Annotated in this window: 20 protein-coding genes and 1 pseudogene; 7 read left to right on the forward strand and 14 right to left on the reverse strand. The window is 55.6% G+C overall.

Going from position 1 to position 21,478, the window contains the following annotated elements; translation table 11 throughout:
• From DSM25558_RS12055 to DSM25558_RS12080, 6 genes are all read right to left on the reverse strand, one after another.
• A partial coding sequence (locus DSM25558_RS12055) for a transposase (protein WP_143240089.1) occupies positions 1–223 on the reverse strand: 223 nt, incomplete at its 3' end.
• Between the two features lie 128 nt (positions 224–351).
• Positions 352–2,148 (reverse strand): ABC transporter ATP-binding protein, encoded by a 1,797-nt coding sequence (locus DSM25558_RS12060; protein ID WP_077105015.1) that lies wholly within the window; start codon positions 2,146–2,148, stop codon positions 352–354.
• Between the two features lie 63 nt (positions 2,149–2,211).
• Entirely contained in the window at positions 2,212–3,765 is a 1,554-nt protein-coding gene (locus tag DSM25558_RS12065; protein ID WP_077105016.1) for an ABC transporter substrate-binding protein, read from the reverse strand.
• A 105-nt stretch (positions 3,766–3,870) separates the two neighbouring features.
• Positions 3,871–4,794: an ABC transporter permease gene (locus DSM25558_RS12070; RefSeq protein ID WP_077105017.1), complete on the reverse strand. Its 924-nt coding sequence runs from the start codon at positions 4,792–4,794 to the stop codon at positions 3,871–3,873.
• Complete coding sequence (locus DSM25558_RS12075; RefSeq protein ID WP_077105018.1) at positions 4,791–5,714, reverse strand: ABC transporter permease; 924 nt, start codon at positions 5,712–5,714, stop codon at positions 4,791–4,793. The genes DSM25558_RS12070 and DSM25558_RS12075 overlap by 4 nt, the downstream gene beginning before the upstream one ends.
• Positions 5,707–6,570, reverse strand: a complete 864-nt coding sequence (locus DSM25558_RS12080; protein WP_077105019.1) for a metallophosphoesterase family protein — start codon at positions 6,568–6,570, stop codon at positions 5,707–5,709. The genes DSM25558_RS12075 and DSM25558_RS12080 overlap by 8 nt, the downstream gene beginning before the upstream one ends.
• Before the next feature lie 150 nt (positions 6,571–6,720).
• Here DSM25558_RS12080 and DSM25558_RS12085 point away from each other — a divergent pair, with 150 nt between their 5' ends.
• The 4 genes from DSM25558_RS12085 (at position 6,721) to DSM25558_RS12100 (ending at position 10,369) form a co-directional block, all read left to right on the forward strand.
• Positions 6,721–7,449: an HAD-IIA family hydrolase gene (locus DSM25558_RS12085; RefSeq protein WP_083716423.1), complete on the forward strand. Its 729-nt coding sequence runs from the start codon at positions 6,721–6,723 to the stop codon at positions 7,447–7,449.
• 29 nt (positions 7,450–7,478) lie between these two features.
• A complete protein-coding gene (locus tag DSM25558_RS12090) occupies positions 7,479–8,336 on the forward strand; it encodes a MurR/RpiR family transcriptional regulator (RefSeq protein WP_077105021.1) in 858 nt (285 codons plus the stop codon).
• A gap of 142 nt (positions 8,337–8,478) precedes the next feature.
• Complete coding sequence (gene ppk2 / locus DSM25558_RS12095; protein WP_077105022.1) at positions 8,479–9,396, forward strand: polyphosphate kinase 2; 918 nt, start codon at positions 8,479–8,481, stop codon at positions 9,394–9,396.
• A gap of 76 nt (positions 9,397–9,472) precedes the next feature.
• Positions 9,473–10,369, forward strand: a complete 897-nt coding sequence (locus DSM25558_RS12100) for a DMT family transporter (RefSeq protein WP_077105023.1) — start codon at positions 9,473–9,475, stop codon at positions 10,367–10,369.
• A gap of 54 nt (positions 10,370–10,423) precedes the next feature.
• Here DSM25558_RS12100 and DSM25558_RS12105 read toward each other — a convergent pair whose 3' ends face one another.
• Entirely contained in the window at positions 10,424–10,900 is a 477-nt protein-coding gene (locus DSM25558_RS12105; RefSeq protein WP_077105024.1) for a DUF3597 domain-containing protein, read from the reverse strand.
• Between the two features lie 172 nt (positions 10,901–11,072).
• Here DSM25558_RS12105 and DSM25558_RS12110 point away from each other — a divergent pair.
• Positions 11,073–11,584 (forward strand): annotated as a pseudogene (locus tag DSM25558_RS12110) (metallophosphoesterase family protein).
• Positions 11,585–11,626: 42 nt separating this feature from the next.
• Here DSM25558_RS12110 and DSM25558_RS12115 read toward each other — a convergent pair.
• The 6 genes from DSM25558_RS12115 to DSM25558_RS12140 form a co-directional block, all read right to left on the reverse strand.
• Entirely contained in the window at positions 11,627–11,899 is a 273-nt protein-coding gene (locus DSM25558_RS12115; protein WP_077105025.1) for a hypothetical protein, read from the reverse strand.
• A 22-nt stretch (positions 11,900–11,921) separates the two neighbouring features.
• Positions 11,922–12,815: a MurR/RpiR family transcriptional regulator gene (locus DSM25558_RS12120; protein ID WP_077105026.1), complete on the reverse strand. Its 894-nt coding sequence runs from the start codon at positions 12,813–12,815 to the stop codon at positions 11,922–11,924.
• A gap of 66 nt (positions 12,816–12,881) precedes the next feature.
• Positions 12,882–13,829 (reverse strand): ABC transporter substrate-binding protein, encoded by a 948-nt coding sequence (locus DSM25558_RS12125; protein WP_077105027.1) that lies wholly within the window; start codon positions 13,827–13,829, stop codon positions 12,882–12,884.
• A gap of 10 nt (positions 13,830–13,839) precedes the next feature.
• Positions 13,840–14,886, reverse strand: a complete 1,047-nt coding sequence (locus DSM25558_RS12130) for a FecCD family ABC transporter permease (protein WP_077105028.1) — start codon at positions 14,884–14,886, stop codon at positions 13,840–13,842.
• Entirely contained in the window at positions 14,883–15,788 is a 906-nt protein-coding gene (locus DSM25558_RS12135) for a FecCD family ABC transporter permease (RefSeq protein WP_244554176.1), read from the reverse strand. The genes DSM25558_RS12130 and DSM25558_RS12135 overlap by 4 nt, the downstream gene beginning before the upstream one ends.
• Positions 15,789–15,904: 116 nt before the next feature.
• Positions 15,905–16,720: an ABC transporter ATP-binding protein gene (locus DSM25558_RS12140; protein WP_143240090.1), complete on the reverse strand. Its 816-nt coding sequence runs from the start codon at positions 16,718–16,720 to the stop codon at positions 15,905–15,907.
• Positions 16,721–16,987: 267 nt separating this feature from the next.
• Between DSM25558_RS12140 and DSM25558_RS12145 the strand changes: the two genes are divergently transcribed.
• Complete coding sequence (locus tag DSM25558_RS12145) at positions 16,988–19,159, forward strand: TonB-dependent siderophore receptor (RefSeq protein WP_083716426.1); 2,172 nt, start codon at positions 16,988–16,990, stop codon at positions 19,157–19,159.
• Between the two features lie 60 nt (positions 19,160–19,219).
• On the opposite strand, the gene DSM25558_RS12150 is transcribed toward DSM25558_RS12145, so the two are convergent.
• The gene (locus DSM25558_RS12150) at positions 19,220–19,900 is read right to left on the reverse strand and encodes a TetR/AcrR family transcriptional regulator (protein WP_077105031.1); all 681 of its coding nucleotides are present in this window, start codon (positions 19,898–19,900) and stop codon (positions 19,220–19,222) included.
• A 106-nt stretch (positions 19,901–20,006) separates the two neighbouring features.
• Between DSM25558_RS12150 and DSM25558_RS12155 the strand changes: the two genes are divergently transcribed.
• The gene (locus DSM25558_RS12155; protein ID WP_077105032.1) at positions 20,007–21,374 is read left to right on the forward strand and encodes a cytochrome P450; all 1,368 of its coding nucleotides are present in this window, start codon (positions 20,007–20,009) and stop codon (positions 21,372–21,374) included.
• Positions 21,375–21,478: the final 104 nt, after the last annotated feature.

The following is a 21,478-nucleotide window of genomic DNA, read 5'->3' on the forward strand; positions in this document are numbered from 1 at the left end:
GGTTGAAGACGCCGAGCCGGCTCCAGCGAATGAAACGATTATAGATGGTCTTATGCGGCCCGTATTCACGCGGCACGTCGCGCCACCGCAAACCATTGCGCAGGACGAAGATGATGCCGCTCAATACCAAGCGGTCATCGACACGCGGCACGCCATGTGACAGCGGGAAGAAAGGTTCGATCCGGCGCATCTGTGCATCCGACAAAAGCATCAGGTCACTCATGGCAGTGTCTCCTTTTGATCTTAGTGAATCAAAACAAGGGGCACATCGCAAGAGCTTTAATGGGTCCTGAGCCTAGAGTGCTCAATCAGCCATACTATAGCCCTCAAGGCACCTATCTTCCAGCTGGTTTAATTGATTAAGACGCGGTGGCTCTCCGAAATTTGTTGATAGATTGCCACCTCCGGCACATGCCCCACCGCATGGACGGGTGAAGCCAACACGTTCAGCGGTATATTTGCCATCCGACGCCTCCCAGGATCCGGATTCGGTACCGCCGATAACAGCTCCCGCGTATAGGCGTGTTGCGGATTGCTGAAGATTTCAGCGCGCGGTCCGATCTCGACAATCTGCCCCATGCACATCACTGCGACGCGATGGCTAATCCGTTCGACTACTGCCATATCGTGACTGATGAAAAGGTAAGAGAGGCCGAGCTCCTGTTGCAGTTCTATCATCAGGTTGACGACCTGCGCCTGAATGGACACGTCGAGAGCCGAGACAGGCTCGTCTGCAACAATGATCTTGGGAGACAGCGTCAAAGCGCGGGCAATGCACAGGCGCTGCCGCTGCCCGCCGGAAAACTCATGCGGATAACGTTCGAGATGATCCGCAGACAGGCCGACCCGTTCCATCAACGAAACAACGCGATCGCGAAGAACAGACCCGTGATCGACCTTGTGGATCACCAATGGTTCGGCCACTTGATCGAAAGCGGTCAGGCGCGGGTCCAGCGCGGCATAGGGATCCTGAAACACAATCTGCATGTCGCGTCGCCTCGCGCGTAATTTATCGCCGGTGAGGCCAAGAATATTTTCTCCCGCCAACTCGACTTTGCCGGAGGAAGGTTCAACGAGACGCAAGATCGACCTGCCCGTCGTGGACTTGCCGCAACCGGATTCACCCACAAGTGCCAGCGTGTCGCCCTGCCCCAACTCGAAGGAGACACCTTCGACCGCGTGGACATTGGCGACATGCCGTTGCAACGCACCTTTCCGAACGGGAAAACGGGTCACCAGATCGTTGACTTTAAGCAGTGGCTTTACCTTGGCTGGAGCCTCAGCACCATCAGGCGTCGTATCTCCAAACTGGCGCGGACCGGAAAATGCCGCCATTGAACCGAGTTTCGGGACGGCATTCAGCAATTGGCGCGTATAGGTCTCGGCAGGTGCGGAAAACAACTTCTCAGTTCTGTTTTCCTCAACCTTGCGACCATGACGCATGACGACCACCCGGTCGGCGATCTGGGCGACGACACCCATGTCATGAGTAATGAACAGGAGAGCCATGCCGGACTGCTTGGCCAATTCCTGCAATAGATCAAGGATTTGCGCCTGAATGGTCACATCCAGCGCAGTGGTAGGCTCGTCGGCGATGAGCAAACGCGGCGAGCAGGCAAGTGCCATGGCGATGACGACGCGCTGTCGCATGCCGCCGGAGAGCTCATGCGGATACTGGCCATAACGGGTTTCGGCTTCTGGAATGCGAACACGGCGCAGAAGTTCAAGCGCGCGCGCCGTCGCCTCGGCGGAACTGACTTTCCGGTGCTGCCGCACGACTTCGGCTATCTGCTCGCCAATGGTGAAAACCGGATTAAGGCTGGTCATCGGCTCTTGGAAAATCATGGCGATTTCGTCACCACGGATCTGTTCGACCGCCGTTTCCGAGAGGCTCGCCAGATCGGCCACATTACCGTCGCGACGCTGGAAATGCAGTGCGCCGTGATCGATATGGCCACCATTGAAGGTGGTGAGACCGAGGATCGACATGGCCGTCACGGACTTCCCCGAACCGGACTCGCCGACGATTGCCACGCACTCGCCCGTCTGAACGGAAAAGGACAAATCCTCGACCGCGATGACCTTGCCGTTCGAGGTCTCGAAACGGATGCGCAGGTTCTGAACATCGAGCAGCGGTGTGACGGTCATGGATCGATCCCCAGTTTTGGAAATGGGACCGCCCACCAAGGCTGGCAAGCGGTCCGAACGATATTAGTTGGTGGCAGCGTTGATTGCGCCGGCGCGGAAATCCAGCACATAGGGAATGTGGCCCGGCAGCGGCTTCCAGTCGATTTTCTTGCTCATGCCGTAGGATTCGTAAGGACGATAGAGCACCAGCACGGGGGCCTCCTCTTTCACATAGGCCATCATTTCGGCATAGGCCGTCTTGCGCTCTGCTGTGTCGGTCGAGTAGCGGAAGCGTTCCCACATGGCGTCATAGGCAGGGGATGTGCCCCAAGAGGCCTCGGTACCAGCGCCTTTCGGTGCCCACATGGTGCCGAACGATCCAGCAGGGTCAGCGAAATACATCGGGTTCGACCAGTTGCGGGTGTTCATGTCGGCATCCGCACCGGTCCATTTTGGATCGACCTTGAGGTCCATCGGCACACCAACGGCGGCCCACATTTCCTTGATCGCCTGGGCTGCCAGAAGGCCGTTGGTATAATACACCGGGTCGGTGTCGTATCGGATTGGGGAGCCATCGTAACCGGCTTCCTTCAACAGTTGCTTTGCCTTTTCCGGATTGTATTCGAAAGTCTTCAGCTCCGGCATGTAGAGCTCGCCATATTGCGGATAAGTGTGTGTGCTCGGCACCACTGCCTTGCCCTGCCACAGCGCTTCGTTGAGCAGATCGCGGTCGATGGCCATGCTGAGTGCCTGGCGGATGCGCTTGTCGGCCAGCTTCGGATTGCGAGCGTTGAAGATCACGACGTGGAACAGCGGCGTTACGGCACCTTCAACCTTCAGCGCCGGATTGGACGAGATGCCATCCAGCTGGTCCGGTGGAACGTTGGTGATGAGGTCGACTTCACCATTGGCCAGCGCCGTGGTGCGGGTCGCCATTTCGGGAATGCGGCGCAGCAAGACGGTCTCATAGGGCGCCTTTTCGCCGAAAAAGCCATCGAACCGCTTGTAGGTCAACGTTTCGCCCGGCTGATAGTTGGTGATCTGGTAAGGACCGGTGCCGATGGGCTTCAGGCCGAAGGCATCGAAGTCGGACTTTTCGATAGCCTTTGGATCACCGGACAGGCCCATGATGTAATTCTTCGGGACAATCGAGCCTTCCGACGTGTTGAGCAGGGTCTCAAACAAAGGCTCAGGCTTTTGCGTGGTAAACCGCACCGTCTGGTTATCGATGGCTTCAACCTTGGTGAAGTTGGCGAAGAACTGCTTGTGAATTCCGGCAAACTCCGGTGTCATGTCCTGAAGAATACGTTCGAAGGTGAACACGACGTCTTCCACCGTCATCGGATCGCCGTTCTGGAACTTGACGTCCGTGCGGATGGTGACCTCGAACACGGTCGGCGATACGCGCTGCCATTTGGTGGCGATGCCAGGTTTGAAACTGGCTTCGGGCTTTGAATAATCCTTTTCGATCAGCGGATCGAAGGCGTTGTAGTAGATCTGAGAGCCATTATTGCCAAAATCCTTGCCGGGATCGAGGTACGGCGGCAGGTTCTGCGTGGCGACACGCAGTTCTGCCGACATGGCAGACGTGGACAGCAGCACGGCGGAAAAAACGAGAAGGAGCGACTTCGATGTCATGGCGCGTTTCCTTTTGCGGATAAAGCTCTGCCGTCCGTGCGAATGTCTCGGCCCGGCAGAATGGGATTGAAGCGGTGAATGAGCCGGCCAAGCGGGCCGGAATGCCTATTTCAGTTTCACGTCGAGCGTGGCGCGCAGCCAGTCCCCGATCAGCAGGACCAACAGCGAGACAAACATGATGACGAGCGCCGGAACCACGGCGATCCAGGGTGATGAGGCAAGATAATCGCGGCCAAGGCCTACCATTGAGCCAAGCGTTGCGGTTGGCGGCTGGACCCCAAGACCCAGGAAAGACAGCGAGGATTCCAGCAGGATCAGTGACGAAAAGGTCATCGTCCATACCACGATGATCGGTGACGTGACATTGGGCAGCACGTGGTGAAACAGGATGCGAAAATGTGAGGCACCAGCGGCTTTGGATGCCTCCACGAAAGGCTGGCGGGAGACTGTCAACACCTGCGCCCGCACAATCCGAGCATAGACCTCCCACCCGGACAAGCCGATGACGCAGACCAGAATTGGCAGCGCTGTACCGAAAATGGCCACAGCCAAAAGCGCAACCAGCGTAAACGGGACTGCCATCTGAATGTCGACAATAGCCATGACCAGCGCGCCAGTGCGGCCGCGGACGTAACCGGCAATGACACCACAGACAACGCCGACGAGCAGACTGATGACGCTTCCGATGAGAGCGATGAGCATCGTCAAACGCAGGCCGTGAAGCGTGCGCGACAACAGATCGCGGCCCAGTTGATCCGTGCCGAGGGGATGGATGGCCATGGCTCTGTCAAAACTGATGGGTGGGCAAAGGCGTGCCAGAAGTGTCTGGGCGTTTGGATCGAAGGGCACCAACATCGGGCCGAAAATGGCCGCCAGCAGCACCAGTGCGAATGCCAGAAGATAGAGCCGCGTTGTCCAGCGCGCCTTGCTCCAAAGTTTCGCAAGCCCCTTGGGCGGACGGCGGCGTTCAATGGAGGCAACAGGCGATGACAGGCCAGTGGCTTTCAAAGAGGGAGCGATGTGGCTCATGATGCGGTCACCTTCACACGAGGATCGATAAGGGCATAGAGCAGGTCGATCAGCACTGACGTGACGACCACAAGGGTGGCAATCAAAATGACGCCGAACTGAAGCACGGGATAATCGCGGCCGATGGCAGAAAACACCACCAAATCGCCGATACCCTTGGTAGCAAAGACAGCCTCTACGACGACGCAGCGCCCGACCATGCCAGCCACTTGCAAGCCAATGACGGTAACCACCGGAATGGCGGCATTGCGCAGCGCATGTTTGCCGACCACCAGAAATTTCGGCATGCCTTTGGCACGTGCAGTGCGGATATAATCCTGGCCCAGCACATCCAGCATGGCGTTGCGGGTAAAGCGGATGATCTCCGCCAGCATCAGCGCCGATAGCACCAGCGCCGGCATCAGGAAATGCAGTGCCGTCATTGAGCCGGAACTGGGCAACCAGTGCAGTTTCAGCGAAAACACCAGGATCATGATGATGGCGAGCACGAAATTCGGCGTGGCATAACCGATGAAGGCCAATCCCATGATTGCCGAACCGATGGCCTTTCCGCGTTTGAGCGCGGCGGCAATGCCAAGAGGCACGCCAGCGACGACTGAGATAAAGAGCGCGTAGGCAAACAGTTGCAGCGTATTGGGCAGACGTTCGGCATAGATATCGACCACCGGGCGGCGCTCGTAGAAGCTCAACCCCATGTCGCCGTGCAGCAATCCGCCAACGAAGCGGAAAAACTGCACCCAGAGCGGTTGATCCAGGCCGAACTGCTGAACCATGGCGACCTTGGTCTGCGCATCCGTACCCGGGGGCAGCAGATAATCCATGGCGTTGCCAGAAAGACGCGTCGCAAAGAACACCGCCGTCACGACAAAGCAGAGTGTTGCGAGTGCGCCAAGTATCCGGCGCGCCAGAAAATCAAGCACGTTGGCGCTCCATCTCGACAACGCGCTCTTCAAATGGCTGCATTGGCGCGACCCACGGGCGATCACCAGATTTGCGGAATGGCAAACGAGCGTAGAACGGATCGTTGCCATGAACGTCGATGGTGAACTGGTCACCCGTGATTTCCAGGGCGGCATAGGCGGCGGCCGTCAACGGCATGGTGGTGAACCGTTCGCTCAGCGACTGGATGGTGACGTGCTGGATATTGCCGACGTTGGTGACGGTGTTCCAGTGCACATGGCCGGATAGCCAAAGCGCGGCCTTTCCGGTCACTTCCACGGCGGCGCGCACCACGTCATGGTCGGGATAGGTCGAATATTGCGCATTACGCTGGAAGTAATAGTTGCCGATCTGGGAATGACCCGACAGCGGCACATGTGTGGCAATGATGGCCGGACGCTCGTCGGCGTTCAGAGCCTCTACCAGCCAGTCGAGATGCTCCGATGCCCTGTTAAAACCGGTGCCCATGGTGATTTTGACGTTTGGCTGCCATGCGATGAGGCGAACATCGCCCAGATCGGTCACACTGCTGGCCATCGATTGTCCGAAAATAGCTTCGTTGTCAGCAATGCTCAAGTTTTCGACGTCGTGATTGCCGATCACATGCACCCTTTTTCCGGGGAATGTCTTGAAGATTTCGGCCACTTCGGAAGCCACGCGGTAATCATCGGCATGGGTCGTATCGGAGATATGATCGCCCAGATCCAGCACCAGATCGACATTGTCTGCCGTCGCGCGATCAATGAATTGCTGCAGCACTGGCAGGCCGTTCCAAGCTGCGTCCTTGGTATGCGACTGAGGTCCGTGATGGATATCTGTGATGATGGCGATCTTCATGGCTTGCTCCTGATGTCAGGGCTTCTGGCCCGTCCTGATCGGCAGGATTAAACCTCTTGCATGACACTATTATGAATTAGTCTCATTTTTATTTACGGTTGACATTGAGCTTATCTCAATTCACATCAGACATGAAAACGAGGGATTAACGTGTCTGAATTTGCTTTTGATGCCGGTGGTTATCTGATCGATCTTGATGGTACGCTCATCAGCGGGCGAGTGGTTCTGCCGGATGCACGGTGGCTGCTGAAACAGGTGGAAGACCACTATATGGTCGTTTCCAACAATGCCGAGCATACGCCGGACCAACTGTCTCGCATGTTACGTAGCCTTGGCCTGCCACTTGCCAGCGACCGGATCATTCTCGCTGGCACCACGGCCATTGACTGCATCGCGCAAAGACATCCCGGCGCATCCGTTTTGCTGTTAGGCAGTGCTGGCTTGCGCAATTATGCCCGACGCAAGGGACTTAGGCTGCATCAGGAACGGCCCGACATCGTGCTCGTTACGCGCGACCGCAACTTTTCCTACATCAAGATTGCGACTGCTGCGGAGGCTCTTTGTGATGGTGCCGCGTTGTTCGTAGCCGCCCCGGATCTCAGTCACCCCGGGCCCACTGGAAAGCCCGTTCCGGAAACCGGGGCGTTGGCGGCTGCTATCCTTGCGTGTGCAGGCCCGCGCGAATACACAGTTATCGGCAAGCCGGAAAGGATATTGTTCGAGATGGCCTGTAAGCGACTGGGCGTGACGCCTGCTGATGCGGTCATGATTGGTGATAACCCGCAGACGGATGGCCTTGGTGCAAGTCGCGTCGGCATGCAGTTCTGGCAAGTGGATAACGGATTGTTGCGACGTCCCATGCGTCAAGCAGCAGAGTAACGGGAATTCTCATGGCATCGGATAAGACAATGAATAGCCAGGACTTCGCAGGCGTCGTCGACCGCATTCACGCGGTGCGCAAGGATCTGGCCCCCACCGCCGGTCGTATCGCGGATTTCATCACGCTGAATGCGGCAGAAGTCGTGCATATGTCAGTAACGGAAGTCGCGGAGCGCACTGAAGCCAGCGAAGGCAGCGTTATCGGTTTTTGTCAGACGATCGGCGCGCGCGGCTTCCAGCAGGTGAAAATCTCGCTGGCCCGTGAATTGGTGCAGCCCGTTCAGTTCATCCACGAAGACCTGACGCTGGAGGACGACACGGCATCGGTCATCGAAAAAGTGTTCCAGTCTGACATGCAAGCGTTGCGTGACACGCAAAAAGCACTTGATGTCCGCGCCCTTGCAAAAGCCGTCGAGGCCATACGCAAAGCAAAGCGCGTTGAGGTTTTTGGTATCGGCAGCGCGGCGACGGTTGCCGAAGACACCAATTACCGTTTGCTGCGCATTGGCATTCTGTCCCGTGCAAGCGTCGACAGCCACGTGCAGGCAATCACCGCCGCACTGGCTGATAAAGACACAGCAGTGATCACCATTTCACATTCCGGTGCCACAGTTGAAACTTTGACCGCAACGCGACTGGCCAAGGAAGCCGGTGCGACGACAATCGCGATCACCAATTTCGGCAAGTCACCACTGCTTGCCTTTAGCGACATTGTTTTGAACACATTGGCGCGAGAGACCCAGTTCCGCGCCGAAGCAATGACCAGCCGCATCGCCCAGCTTGCGATCGTCGATGCGCTGATCGCCTGCCTCGCATTGGCCGACTATGAGCGGTCCGTGCAAACCATCGCCAAGACTTTTGACGTTTTATCTACGAAACGGGTTTGAGCGCCAAAGAGCTTTCCACACACGCAATGGCTCATGTTTGTGAACGTTACGTATTCATCGACAGGAGGCGTCATCCGGCTGACACAAGTCTCGCATTACAACATGTTCAATGTGGACAACGCAATCTCAGGAGAGACGGCGCATGAATATCAGTGACCCAAGCCAACTTGACCGTATCAAAGCGGAGATCGTCGACAGTTTTGACGAAGAGCTGGAACTACAGATGGATGAGGACCGGCTGGATGACCTAGCTGCTGAGAGCATGAAATCCGCCCCCGGCAGGCTTCTCGACCGCAAGGTCTACTTCCAGGAACTGTTTCGTCTTCAGCACGAACTCGTCAGATTGCAGGATTGGGTTCAGCACCAAAAGCTCAAGGTCGTGGTCATTTTCGAAGGGCGAGACTCTGCCGGCAAGGGTGGTGCCATCAAGCGTGTAACCCAACGGCTCAATCCACGCGTTTGCCGCGTGGTTGCCCTGCCGGCTCCTTCAGAGCGCGAGCGGCATCAATGGTATTTCCAGCGTTATGTGCAACACCTGCCAACCGCAGGTGAGATCGTCCTGTTCGATCGGAGTTGGTATAATCGCGCAGGCGTCGAACGCGTCATGGGCTTTTGTACGGCAGATGAGCTGGAGGATTTCTTTCAATCGGTTCCGCAGTTTGAAAACATGCTGGTTCGCTCGGGCATCATCCTGATCAAATATTGGTTCTCCATCACCGATGAAGAACAGGAATTTCGCTTTAACATGCGCATTCAGGACCCGTTAAAGCAGTGGAAGCTGTCGCCGATGGATCTGGAAAGCCGCGTCCACTGGGAATCCTATACGAAAGCCAAGGAGGAAATGCTGGAGCGGACCCACAAACCGGAATCGCCTTGGTGGGTCGTCGATGCCGTCGACAAGCGCAAAGCGCGCTTGAACTGCATCTCACATCTGCTTCAGCAGATTCCCTATGAGGATGTTCCCAAACCATCCATCCATCTTCCGGAACGCGCCCGCAACTCCGATTACAATCGCGCTCCGGTTCCGGCAGAAATGTATGTGCCGGACATCTTCAGATGACAGAAAGGTTGTAGGACACGGTGACTTCGCATCAGCTTGGCCTTATCCACGCTTCGAGAATCGACGCGAGGCACTGATGACTTCCAATCAAGGTGAGACGAGACCGATGAGAGGCATTGCCCTCGCATCGGCAGGCTACGCCTGTTTTTCATTGCAGGATGCAATCGTTAAATGGTTGGTTGCAGATTACAGTGTACCGGAAATTCTCTTTTTCCGAAGTCTCGTCATCGTCTTAATCGCTGGTTCGCTCGCCTGGTACAGGAAACACCCATCCATATTGAAAAGCAAATACCGCGGAACGGTGGTTTTGCGAGCGATTTTAATGCTTGTGGCTTGGATGCTTTTCTACAACGCGGCCAGAGATCTGGGGCTTGCTGAGCTGACAACGCTTTACTTTTCAGCGCCTATCATTGCCATATTCCTTTCGATAGCAATGCTGGGAGAAAAGGTCAAAATAGGACGCTGGGTCGCCTGTGTCGCCGGGTTCATCGGCGTTTGCGTCGCAGCGAACCCAACCCACTCGCCCAACTTGATACCCGCAGCAATGTCCCTCGCCGCCGGTTTCTGCTGGGCATTGAGTACGATTTACATTCGCCTTGTGAGCAGAACCGAAACAACGCTCACGCAGATGTTCGCCACGAGCCTTTTATTCGGACTTGCCTGCGCAGCATCTTTTCCGTGGATATGGAAAACACCGGACGCAACGGGATGGGCACTGATGACGGCCCTTGGCTTGGTCGCAGCTCTTGGTCAGTATCTGCTTTACGAAGGTTTTCGTCACGCACCGGCTTCTGCCTTGGCACCTGTGGAATATACAGGCCTGATATGGGCATTCTTTTACGGGTACATTTTCTGGGCGGAGATACCGACCGCGAACGTCTTTGTAGGCGCGCTCCTCATAATCACCTCAAGCCTCATTCTGATATTTTGGGAACGCCGCGTAGAAAAGGGTGGAAATGCCCGTCAAAGCTGACGTCGTTTCCACCCATCTAAATTCTGCACTTCTGAGGAAAGTTACGCCCTCAGATCAATCAAGCAGTTCTGCTGGCACCTTGCCACCGTTTTCCGAAAGCTTCTTGAGGAGTGCCTTGTGAAGCCAGGTGTTCATTTCTGCCGAGCCATTGAGCTCGCCCGTGTATCCTAGCTCCTGCGCAAGCTCTTTGCGTTCGGAGAGGCTTGCATCCATGCCCAAAGCTTTCATAAGGTCGGTAATGGAGTGCTTCCAGTCCAGCTTCTGGCCGCTGTGCTTGACCGCGGCGTCAAGCTGGGATGCAACGTCAACGGAATGAGAGCCGGATGCCGTGGGTGCCGATGGCATCGAAGGCGAAGCGCCTGCTGTCGAGGGCACAGTCTGCCCGGTTCCCCCCACTGGCGGCGCGGTTGTCGCAGCTGGTTCGGAGATAGACGATGGTGCCGGGGTAGGCTCTGCCGCTGAAGGCGACGCAGGTGCTGCATGTGCAGAACCTCCAAATATGGCGTCCCTGATCTTGTTGAAAATGCTCATGATGTTTTCTCCTCACACTGATGTAACTGCAAGGTCCAACGGAGGCTGCGCCACATCCGTTCCGAAGAAATATAAGAAAAACCTAACGAAATCTTCGGGGTCATCGTCAATCGCACTGCAAAAAGACCGGATTGATGTTGGAAACGAAGGTTCCGGTCGCTATTTAGAGCCTATGATCTTCTTCACGTCCGATACGCATTTCAGCGACCCCCGCGTTCTTCGAATTGATCGTAGGCCCTTTTCCAACATGGCAGATCACGATGAGGCGCTGATCGCGAATTGGAACAATGTTGTCGGCCCGCAGGACGAGGTCTGGCATCTTGGGGATTTCCGACTAGCGGCAATGGAGACTGCGACGAACTTCTCTCCAGATTAAACGGCCACAAGCATCTCATCGTGGGAAACAACGACCCAGAAAGCACCACCACTGCGCCGGGATGGGCGAGCGTCCAGCAATACGCGGAACTCACGCTTGAGGGTCATCGCCTGATCATGTGCCACTATGCGTTTCGCACGTGGAACCAGATGGGGGAAAAATCGATCAATCTGCACGGTCACTCGCACGGGCGGCTAAAGCCCCTCCCCCGCCAGTTCGATGTGGGCGTGGATGCCCAGTGGCTCAAGCCGGTGACGCTTCAAAATATCCTCGAACGGAAACCGCACTGGGGGGCTGATTGTCACTGACGAAGCTGGCAATGGCCACTCCTTCTACGCTGACAGGTCAGCTCAGAGTTCTGGAGTGATGGAGAAACCCAACACGAACTCGATGACTTTCTCGGAGGACATTTCGCAAGGCTTCAGTATCGCAGCACCAGATTTTATCCTGTAGAGATTAAAGCTGACAATATCTGTCCCGGCAAGTTTCTCTGCGAACAGCCAGATGCGTCTACCATCTGCAGACCGTTTGATCGTAGCGCCCCATAGATGACCATCAAATTTGCCCCGCACATAGCCGTCTGGAATTCGAGAAAGTGCGCTCAAGAAAGTGGCGTCTGTCATCTGAGGCAACAAAGGTATGAACTCACCGCTTGTTGGGTCTGATCTGCTGGCGCAGTTCGACCAGACGGTCAAGGGTGGATAGGGTCCGATCTCTAGTTTTGCCGGCAAGGCCAAGGGTCAGAGCTTCTACGCAAACTAGTGAAGCCCCGTGCATGGCAACCTTTTCATTCTTGGCGCGGGGTAGAACGATCGCGGCCATTGCATGTTGAGTGAGAGCGGTCTCTTCCTTACCCACAATGGCAACGATTGGGATCGAAAGGCGTCCCGCTTCCGTAATCGCCGTCATCACCTCACGATGGGGGCGGCCCTGCGCAAGAACAAGCAGGACATCGCCAGTCTCCATTTGGAGAAGTTGTTCGGCGAGCATGATGCCTGTTTGATTCAACGCATAGGAGGGATAGCCCGCTCTGACGAAGTTGCGCGACGCATAGGTTCCGATAATGCCCGATGCGCCGATCCCGAAGACGCCGATCTTTTTGGCGGTGGACAACAGACTGACAACGTTTGCCATCGCTCGCCTGTTTTCGTCAGACGATAGTGCTTCCATGGCATGACCCATATCTGCTATTACGAAGTCAATGGCGGAATTGGTATCGTCCTGAAGTTCGTTCGTGGTGGCTGCCATTTTCTCGGACGGTGAATCCGTCTCTCCAAGATGGCTTTCCAGCGTATCCTTGAGGTCGACTAGCCCCTCGAAACCGAGGGCTTGGATTGCCCTTATGACCGTGGCGTCCGATGTCCCAATCTCGCGACCTATCTCAAGCGCAGATTTCGCCAGCACCGCATGGCGATGTTTGTCTATGTATTCTGCAACGGCCAAGAGCCCTGGCGAGAGTGCGTCCCGCTTTTTCTTCAGTCGCTCTCCGAAGCGATCTAAGTGACGTTTCTTCGGAAATGAATTGCCCATTGAGACCATTGTCGTTCATGTGAATGTCAATTTGGGCACAATGCCTGACACGGTGCGTTTTTTAAAGTCGAAAGCTTATTTCGCACCAGGGCGTGGTGAGATAGAGGATTTGACGACCGCCGTCATAAGCGCCATGGCCGCATAACTGTTTGAAATGGCTTCTTCTCTAGAGACCATGATGTAACGGCCCTCGACACAGGCTTTCAGGAAGCCACAAAAATCAGGCACGACCTTCTCCATCGCATCGATCTCCTCTTTTGACGTGCCGCCGGTGTCCGAGCGGTATGGATCGAAGATAAAGTCTGCATCGACATCTGGAAGGCGCTCACCGCTAACCTCTATGCGCCCACCGTCGGGGATATTGTCGATAATCTCGGGAAACTTGAAGCCTGCATCTCTCAGCACCTGACCGAGTGCGCGGTAGGTATGATAAAGACTGATCTTTCCATTCAGTGGCTGGATGACCGAGACAGAGACGTCTTTGGTATTGATAGCAGTTTTCAGCTCCTCAATTCCCGCACGGTATCGATGATTGAGAATGGCAAGCCGGTTTTCGGTTCCGGTCAGTTTGGCCAGTTGACGATAGGCATGCGCTGTTCCCAACTTGGTCGGATCGATGACGATGGTTGGTGCTATTTTCTCCAGCGTCGCGATGGGGGTGGGCCGTCCCGTCGAGGTTATGATGACATCCGGCTTTTGTTCGGCCAGCGTCTCCAGGTCGATATCGACTGCGCCAAGAAAGACCATGCCGGAGTTTCCAAAATCGACACCGGTCAGGATTGCACTGGAGCGCAGGTAAGGCTTGCCGTCGATCCCGTTCCTGCCATGGCTGGCAATCGGGATGATGCCAAGTTCGATCAGCGGAATGGTGACGTCGATATCGTGGAGCGATGCAATGCGCGGCGGCCTGTTGGGGACGACGACAGTGCGTCCCGCATCATCCTGGAATGTTCGCGTATCCTGTGCTGCCACAACACTCGGAACGACGAGAAGGAGAAGCGTAAAAACAAGCATTCGCATCATGGGAAACCTTTCACAGTTGATCGCGACGGTGCCAGAGGAGCAGAAGTAAAATCGGGACGCCCACAAGCGCGAGCACGATGCCCGCAGGGATTTGCAACGGCGCGAACGCGGTCCGTCCGATCGTATCTGCCAGGACGACGAGTGCTGCACCGATCAGCATGCTTGCAGCGAGCAGCGCAGTCTGGCCACCGCCAATCGTCATCCGTGCCGCATGCGGCGCGATGAGCCCGACGAAACCGATACTGCCGACGCAGGAAACAGCGGTTGCGGTCATCAGAACGGGTGCCAAAAGGCTTATAATCGCAAATGCTTTGGCTCGAACGCCCAGCCCGATCGTTGCGCTGTCTCCCAGCATCGCAACATCTGCGGAGCGCGCAGTCGCGAATAAAAGGGTGGCACCCACGCATAACCCCGTAACGGCAATTGGGACCATGTCCAGCGTTACGGTGGCAAGGCTGCCTGCCATCCACGTCAAAGCGACCTGAATGCGGTCAATGTCGGAAATCGTCAGCAGCAGAGTGATGGCCGAGGACAAAGCCCAGGAAAATCCGATGCCGATCAGCACGAAACGCAGGCGAGACAGCGATCCTGCCAGGAGTGCGACCGCGGCAGCGACCGCAAATCCTCCAGCCATGCCGATGAATGGCCGCAGCACCAGAGGGGTTTGCGGAAAAGCGATGATGACGGTAACGATTGCAAGTGCTGCTCCCTCTCGCACACCCAGAAGACCCGGATCGGCCAGCCCGTTTCGCGTCAGGGATTGCAACGCCGCACCGGAAAGCCCGAGCATTGCTCCGCAACTCAGCGCCATGATGATGCGCGGCAGCCGAAGGTCTCCGATGACAGATAAGTCGCCCGAAGACGCAGGACCGGTGATGAATGCCACGAGGTCACGGATCCCAGCGCTCCCACTTCCGGATACGAGCGCCAGCAGTACCAGAATGATAACAACCGCCAGAAAAGCCATTGTCATGGCCAGTCTTTTGGGATGTAGCTTCAGACTCACATCAAGAAACTGAAGCAGGCGATAGCCGCCGCCGATCATTTTGGCTTTCATCGCAATACCCGCGTAACGGCTGCGATGAAGACTGGAGCGCCGATGAAAGCGGTCAGAACTCCCGTTGCCAAGTCATGAGGGGCGGCAATGGTTCTTGCGGCGATATCGGCAGCGAGCATGAGATTTGCGCCGAGCATTGCCGCTAGTGGAATCGAGATCATGTGCCGCCCACCAACCATACGGTGAGCAAAACCGCCGACGATGAGGCCGATAAAGCCGATTGGGCCGCAAAGTGATACGGCGGAACCGCAAAACAGTGCCGTGGCTATCAGCCCGATCATCCTTGTCTGACGAACCGGCACACCAAGACCCTTTGCGGTTTTGTCTCCCAGAGACATGATATCCAATCGCGACGTGATCATTGCAGCGGCGATGACGGCGACACCTGTGATCGGCAACACAGCCTGAAGTTCCGACAACGAAATGCCCGAAAGATCGCCCGCAAGCCAAAAACGCATCTGCTCGAGCGTTTCCTGATCGAGAATAAGGATCGCCGAAACGCAGGCCGACGCTAGGGCAGACAGCGCGATACCGCAGAATGTGACTTTGATCATCGACAGGCCGGTGCGTCCTGCCGATGATAGAAACAGAACAAGCGCAAAAAGAACGCCGCTTCCAGCCGCGGCAATGAGCGGACGACTGACTGGAAACATCATCAAGCCCGCAGGCAACGCGGTTGTTGCCACTATGGCAAGGCTTGCTCCTGCATTGAGGCCCAGAATATGGGGCTCTGCAAGAGGATTACGGAGGATCGATTGAAGCAATCTGCCGGCAATGCCGAGCGATGCGCCGCACAGGATGGCGGCAAGCAGGCGCGGAAGACGAAGCTTGAGAAGTATCTGTTGCTCGAAACTGGTATGGTCACGGGCCGTCAGAGCGTCGATGAGGAATTGAGGTGACACGGGTCTTGCACCGACGCTGAGATGCACAAGTCCAAGAAATAATAGCAGAGCGAAGCAAGCAGGAAGCCAAAGCCAGACCACTTCCTTTCGCGATGGTTCTGTATTCCAAACATGCGTCACTGCACGGATGTCCCGGAAAAAGTATCGGGCAAGAACACCGGTTTGCCGGTGGTCGGATGTCTCACGGCGATGACCTTGGTATCAAAGACGCTTTCGATATGGGCGGCGGAGCATTCATCGATGGTTTCCACCACGTGATGAATCGCACCGCCTTTGAGGAAGACAATGCGATCCGCATATTGCAGGGCGGCGTTCAGATCGTGCAGAACGGCGACAACGGTTCGGTTGGCCGTGCGGCTGAGGCTTGAAAGAAGCTCCATGACCTCGACCTGATAGCGCAGATCGAGAAACGTCGTCGGCTCATCGAACAGTATCGTTGCCGTGTCCTGCGCAAGAGCAAGGGCTATGAAGCAACGTTGGCGCTGCCCGCCGGACAGACTATCCACCGGTCTCGACGATAGGTCGCTCATGCCGGTAATGTGCAGCGCCTCGTTCACGGCGTCTTCGTCGCCTTCGTCCCAGGATTTGAGAATGCCTCGATGCGGATAACGTCCGCGCGACACCAGATCATAGACGCTGAGGCCTTCAGGCGCGATCGGGGCCTGCGCAAGCAAGGCGAGCTTGCGTGCCACCTCCTTGGTTGGCAGCCGGTGCACATCCTGTCCGTCAACAAGTACCGTTCCACCAGATGGCTTGAGGATGCGTGAGAGCACGGCCAGCAACGTTGATTTTCCCGAACCGTTTGGACCAGCGAGAACGGTGAACTTTCCTTTGGGGACAACCATGGAGATATCGACAAGCACGTTAGAGCGGCCATAGCCCGCCGTTACCTGTTCGGCATCCAGCGCATTGTCTCTGCCATCCGATCGCATCAAACCAACCGTTTTCTTCCCTTTAAATCGCATGTTCATTTGTATTTTATGAATGTAGTAGTCAACAATTAACGTATCAAAATTTTCTTCGCCAGATACCTTTCCATGCCATGAAAGCAGGTTTTTCGGTCAAAAACGCTGCTCTCGCTCGAAAATGGGGAGGTCCAATAGCACAGAACAGAAAATCAAAGTTGACTACTACATTCATGAAATACAGAAGGCCAGCATTGGGGTGATGTCACGCGTGTTGATGGGGACTAGATAACGATGGAATTTGACAGATTTGACAGGCCGGTGGCTTTAGCCATGATTGCGCTGACGGGTGTGATGTTCGCCCTGCCTGTAAATGCGCAGGAAACCGTCGAGGTCAAGAAGACCTCGCGTCAGTCTGATGCGGCTCAGTCCAATCCATCGGAAACGTCCACCGTGCTCGCGCCTATCGTGATAGATGGTGCCGGCGCAACGCAAGGTTATCAGCCCAAATCGACCAGTACCGCCACACGTACGGATACTCCGCTGATCGACATTCCACAGGCGGTCAATGTCGTCAGCGAACAGGTTCTTAAAGACCAGAATGCGAGCAATCTGGATGAAGCGCTGGGCAATGTCAGCGGCGTGACGCAGACGAATACGCTGGGCGGCACGCAGGATTCCGTCATCCGCCGAGGCTTTGGTGATAATCGCGACGGTTCCATCCTGACAAATGGCTTGAAAACCGCTCTGCCGCGCTCGTTCAATGCCATGACGGAACGGGTCGAGGTTCTCAAGGGGCCCTCTTCCACGCTTTACGGTATTCTTGACCCCGGCGGTATGGTCAATGTCGTTACCAAGAAGCCGGAGGATACGTTCGGCGGCGAAATTTACGGCAGTCTCTCCAGTTTTGGCGGTGGCACAACGGGATTGGATCTGACCGGTCCGATAGAAGGAACAGACTTCTCCTATCGCCTGATTGGTGAGTACAAGGACGTCGATTATTGGCGCAACTTCGGTGAGACCAAGAACTGGCTGATTTCTCCGTCGCTAAAATGGACCGGCGAAGATACCGAAATTACGGCGACCTACATGCACGAGGATTACAGCGTGCCGTTCGATCGCGGCACCATCTTCGATGACACCACAGGCCGTCCGGTCAATGTTGATAGGAAAATTCGCTTCGATGAGCCGTACAATATCACCGACGGGAAATCAGACCTTTTCCAAGTCGAGATTGATCATGAATTATCAGAAAACTGGAAGCTAGGCATCGACTACAGCTACAGCCGCAATGTCTACTCGGACAATCAGGCGCGTGTCACGGCTTACAACGCTACCAACGGCAACGTAACGCGCAGGGCGGATGCAACTGACTACTCGACGATCTACAACCACGCCGTCCGCGCGGATTTGACAGGCGACGTCGAGATCGGCGGAATGCAACACGATCTATTGATCGGGGCATCCTATGACTACAGCGACACGCTACGCACGAATATGATCCGGTGCCTTCCTTCTGTAAATTTCAACATTTACAATCCCGTCTACGGCAACATGCCGGAGTGCACGACTGTTTCCAACAACGATAGCGACCAGACAGAAAAACTGTCGACTGCCTCCCTTTACGTGCAGGATTCGATTCACCTCAACGATCAATGGATCGTTGTCGGTGGACTGCGTTATCAATATTACGATTTGCTGGCCGGCAAAGGTCGCCCCTTTAATAATAATACCGACAGCTTTGGCGATGCGCTCGTTCCAAATGCGGGAATTGTCTACAAGCTGACGCCTGACGTTTCGCTGTATGCTAATGCCGCCAAGACCTTCCGTCCACAATCCTCCATTGCAAGCCTCTATGGCAATCTGGAGCCGGAAGAGGGTGTGTCCTATGAAGTCGGTTCAAAATTCGAACTTCCCTCCGGACTGACAGCGAATGTTGCGCTCTACACATCCGACAAGGAGAACGTCGCCTATACCGACGCTAACAATATTGTCAAAACCGCAGGCTTGGTAAGAGCACGGGGCTTGGAGGTGGATGTCGCCGGGTCTCTGACGGATGACCTCGATTTCATCGCAAGTTATGCCTTCACCGACGCCGAGGTTTTGGAGGGTGAAAATGCCGGGAAACGCCCTGTCAACGTTGCCCGCCACACCGGCTCGCTTTATCTCGCCTATGATGTGGGAGAAGTCGGCCCATCAGGCAACAGCCTGAAAATCGGTGGCGGTATTCGCGCGGTGGGTGATCGCGCCGGCATCAACAATAACTCCTATGATCTGCCTGGGTACGCCGTCGTGGATGCTTTTGCGACATATACGTTCGAGCTTGAGCGCCCAATCACCCTGCAACTCAATCTCAAGAATATTTTCGATCGCACCTACTACACGTCATCCATCGGTAGCACGGCGCTCGGCAACCAGATTGGCGAACCCTTCAACGCGACGTTGACGGCACGAGTAAAGTTTTGATCGTCAGTGAACAGCGAGGGTGAAAGATACTGCCGTCTTCGCAGCTGAAGGCACGGAGCGTCAGGACACCTCAGTCTGCGTAAAGGAGCGACCGAGCATAGACTTGAGCTCGGTTTTAGCTACCTCCGACAAATAGGGTCTGAACAGACTCGCCACCTGGTTCAGACCCCAATCAAGATGTTCCGGTCCAAGATCGTCAATCCCCTCCTGTAGACTGAGGTATACAGCCCAGTAGGTTGAAACGATCCAGACATTTGCCAGCAATTGTGGGGCATCGTCCTCTGGAACGACGATCAGACGCGCATCCGCCATCTGATGAAGCGTCCCTTCGACCACAAGCCGCATCCTCATGCTGAGTTCACGCGTCGGATCACGGAGGGACGGTGCAATGGCGATTATGCCAGGCAGATCTCGGAAGATATACCGGTGTGCCCATACGATGGAAAACCAGCGCCGCATGAAAATCGAATAGATGCCGGGTTCGGTGATGGTGTTCGAACCCGCGTCCATCATGAAGGCCGTCGCATCTCTTTCCAACTTTTCGAACAGCGCTCGTAGAAGCGCTTCCTTTGTTTTGAAGTGGTAATAGAGATTACCCTCGTTGATGCCGACCGTGCGTGCGATTTCGGCGGTCGTTACCCGGTCGGGGCTCCTTTCGTTAAACAGTGTTAGAGTGGCTTCCAAAATCCGCTCACGCGTACTGACGCCCTTTGTCTTTCCCTTCACAGCGTCCGCCGCCATTTTATATCCCGCCCATTGTAATTTTAAGGTGAACACCTTACATCAAAATAATGCGAATACCTTAGGCTGGTACTTTATCGTCCGCTTGCAATCAAGGACCCACGTCATGGACACAGCGTCTCACACCGATAGCAATCTGAAGACGGACTTTCCTTTAACGTCACAATCCACGCTTGGCGCGCTGGTGGCTATTCTACGCAACCCGCTTGATGCGCTGCCTCCATCTGTCTTCAACGAGCCGCTCGTTTTCTCCAAGACAGCCGGGGAGTTGAAGGTCTATTTGGCCGATCCGGCATTGATCCACGAGGCCTTGGTCAAGAATGCAGATGCTTTGGGCAAAGGCGATCAGGTCCGACGCGCGCTTGGGTCGGCGCTTGGCGAGGGGCTGCTGACCGCAGACGGGGCGCACTGGAAGTGGCAGCGGCAGTCGGTCGCAGGCGCGTTTCGACACGACAAGCTTCTCGAGCTACAGCCCACGATGATTACGGCGGCTGAGCGCACCCGCGACAGGTGGCTTGAGAAAGGCAACGGCACACTCGACATCAGCCACGAGATGATGCGCACGACCTTCGACATTATCGTTGAAACGATGATGTCAGGCGGCCATGGTATCGACGTGGCAAAGGTTGAGAAGGGTATCTCCGACTTCCTCGAGCCCACCGGATGGAATTTTGCGCTGGGCCTTTTGCATGCACCGGAATGGATTCCTTACCCTGGAAGGCGCAAGGCGCAGGCAGCCGTCGAATTCCTGCGCTCAAGCCTCGGCAGCGTCATCGAAAAGAGGAGAGAAAATCCCGACGACCGCCACGATCTCGTGAATATGCTTCTAGCGGCATCAGACCCTGAGACTGGAAGGGCAATGACCAATGCCGAGATTGTCGACAATCTCATGACCTTCATCACAGCAGGGCATGAGACGACAGCGCTTGGGCTTGCGTGGACATTCGACCTTCTTGCCCGGCATCCAAAGGTGGAGAAGAAAGTTCTAGCCGAGATCGACACGGTGACGGAGGGTCGATCAGTTACCGCGGACGACGTATCGAAACTGGTTTATACGCGCCAAGTGTTTTCTGAAGCGATGCGCCTTTATCCGCCTGCTCCCATCATAACCAGAACGGCTCTCAGAGATTTCCAGCTTGGTGAATACCTCATTCCAGAAGGTACAGTGTTGATCGTGCCGATCTACGCTGTTCATCGCCACGCATCGCTTTGGTCCGATCCAGACGTGTTTGATCCGGATCGGTTTTGTCAGGAGGCTTCCAAGACACGACATCGCTACGCCTACATGCCGTTTGGTGCTGGGCCCCGTGTGTGTATCGGAAATGCCTTCGCAGTCATGGAAGCCGTCGTCATTCTTGCTGTCGTGCTTCAAAAGGTTCGGCTAGCCGCACTTGAGCCGAAAGCGCCGACACCAATTATGAAGGTGACCTTACGGCCAAACCAGCCGCTCAGCATGAAACTCACTCCGCGCTAGAGTTAACCGTGCCTCGGCCATTCCCTTACTTGGTGGCCGCCGAAAATCATTTCTGTTGGCATCTGAAATATGAAGTACGGGTTGAGCAACGGCAAACTTGTGGC

The sequence above is a fragment of the Agrobacterium sp. DSM 25558 genome, from assembly GCF_900100825.1.
Taxonomy (GTDB): Bacteria; Pseudomonadota; Alphaproteobacteria; order Rhizobiales; family Rhizobiaceae; genus Agrobacterium.

Coding starts and splice junctions, on each gene's coding strand:
- DSM25558_RS12145 (WP_083716426.1), top strand. CDS start 16,988: ATGGAATTTGACAGATTTGACAGGCCGGTGGCTTTAGCCATGATTGCG.
- DSM25558_RS12155 (WP_077105032.1), top strand. CDS start 20,007: ATGGACACAGCGTCTCACACCGATAGCAATCTGAAGACGGACTTTCCT.
- DSM25558_RS12060 (WP_077105015.1), bottom strand. CDS start 2,148: ATGACCGTCACACCGCTGCTCGATGTTCAGAACCTGCGCATCCGTTTC.
- ppk2 (WP_077105022.1), top strand. CDS start 8,479: ATGAATATCAGTGACCCAAGCCAACTTGACCGTATCAAAGCGGAGATC.
- DSM25558_RS12130 (WP_077105028.1), bottom strand. CDS start 14,886: ATGAAAGCCAAAATGATCGGCGGCGGCTATCGCCTGCTTCAGTTTCTT.
- DSM25558_RS12070 (WP_077105017.1), bottom strand. CDS start 4,794: ATGAGCCACATCGCTCCCTCTTTGAAAGCCACTGGCCTGTCATCGCCT.
- DSM25558_RS12080 (WP_077105019.1), bottom strand. CDS start 6,570: ATGAAGATCGCCATCATCACAGATATCCATCACGGACCTCAGTCGCAT.
- DSM25558_RS12090 (WP_077105021.1), top strand. CDS start 7,479: ATGAATAGCCAGGACTTCGCAGGCGTCGTCGACCGCATTCACGCGGTG.
- DSM25558_RS12120 (WP_077105026.1), bottom strand. CDS start 12,815: ATGGTCTCAATGGGCAATTCATTTCCGAAGAAACGTCACTTAGATCGC.
- DSM25558_RS12065 (WP_077105016.1), bottom strand. CDS start 3,765: ATGACATCGAAGTCGCTCCTTCTCGTTTTTTCCGCCGTGCTGCTGTCC.
- DSM25558_RS12105 (WP_077105024.1), bottom strand. CDS start 10,900: ATGAGCATTTTCAACAAGATCAGGGACGCCATATTTGGAGGTTCTGCA.
- DSM25558_RS12150 (WP_077105031.1), bottom strand. CDS start 19,900: ATGGCGGCGGACGCTGTGAAGGGAAAGACAAAGGGCGTCAGTACGCGT.
- DSM25558_RS12140 (WP_143240090.1), bottom strand. CDS start 16,720: ATGCGATCGGATGGCAGAGACAATGCGCTGGATGCCGAACAGGTAACG.
- DSM25558_RS12100 (WP_077105023.1), top strand. CDS start 9,473: ATGACTTCCAATCAAGGTGAGACGAGACCGATGAGAGGCATTGCCCTC.
- DSM25558_RS12115 (WP_077105025.1), bottom strand. CDS start 11,899: ATGACAGACGCCACTTTCTTGAGCGCACTTTCTCGAATTCCAGACGGC.
- DSM25558_RS12125 (WP_077105027.1), bottom strand. CDS start 13,829: ATGATGCGAATGCTTGTTTTTACGCTTCTCCTTCTCGTCGTTCCGAGT.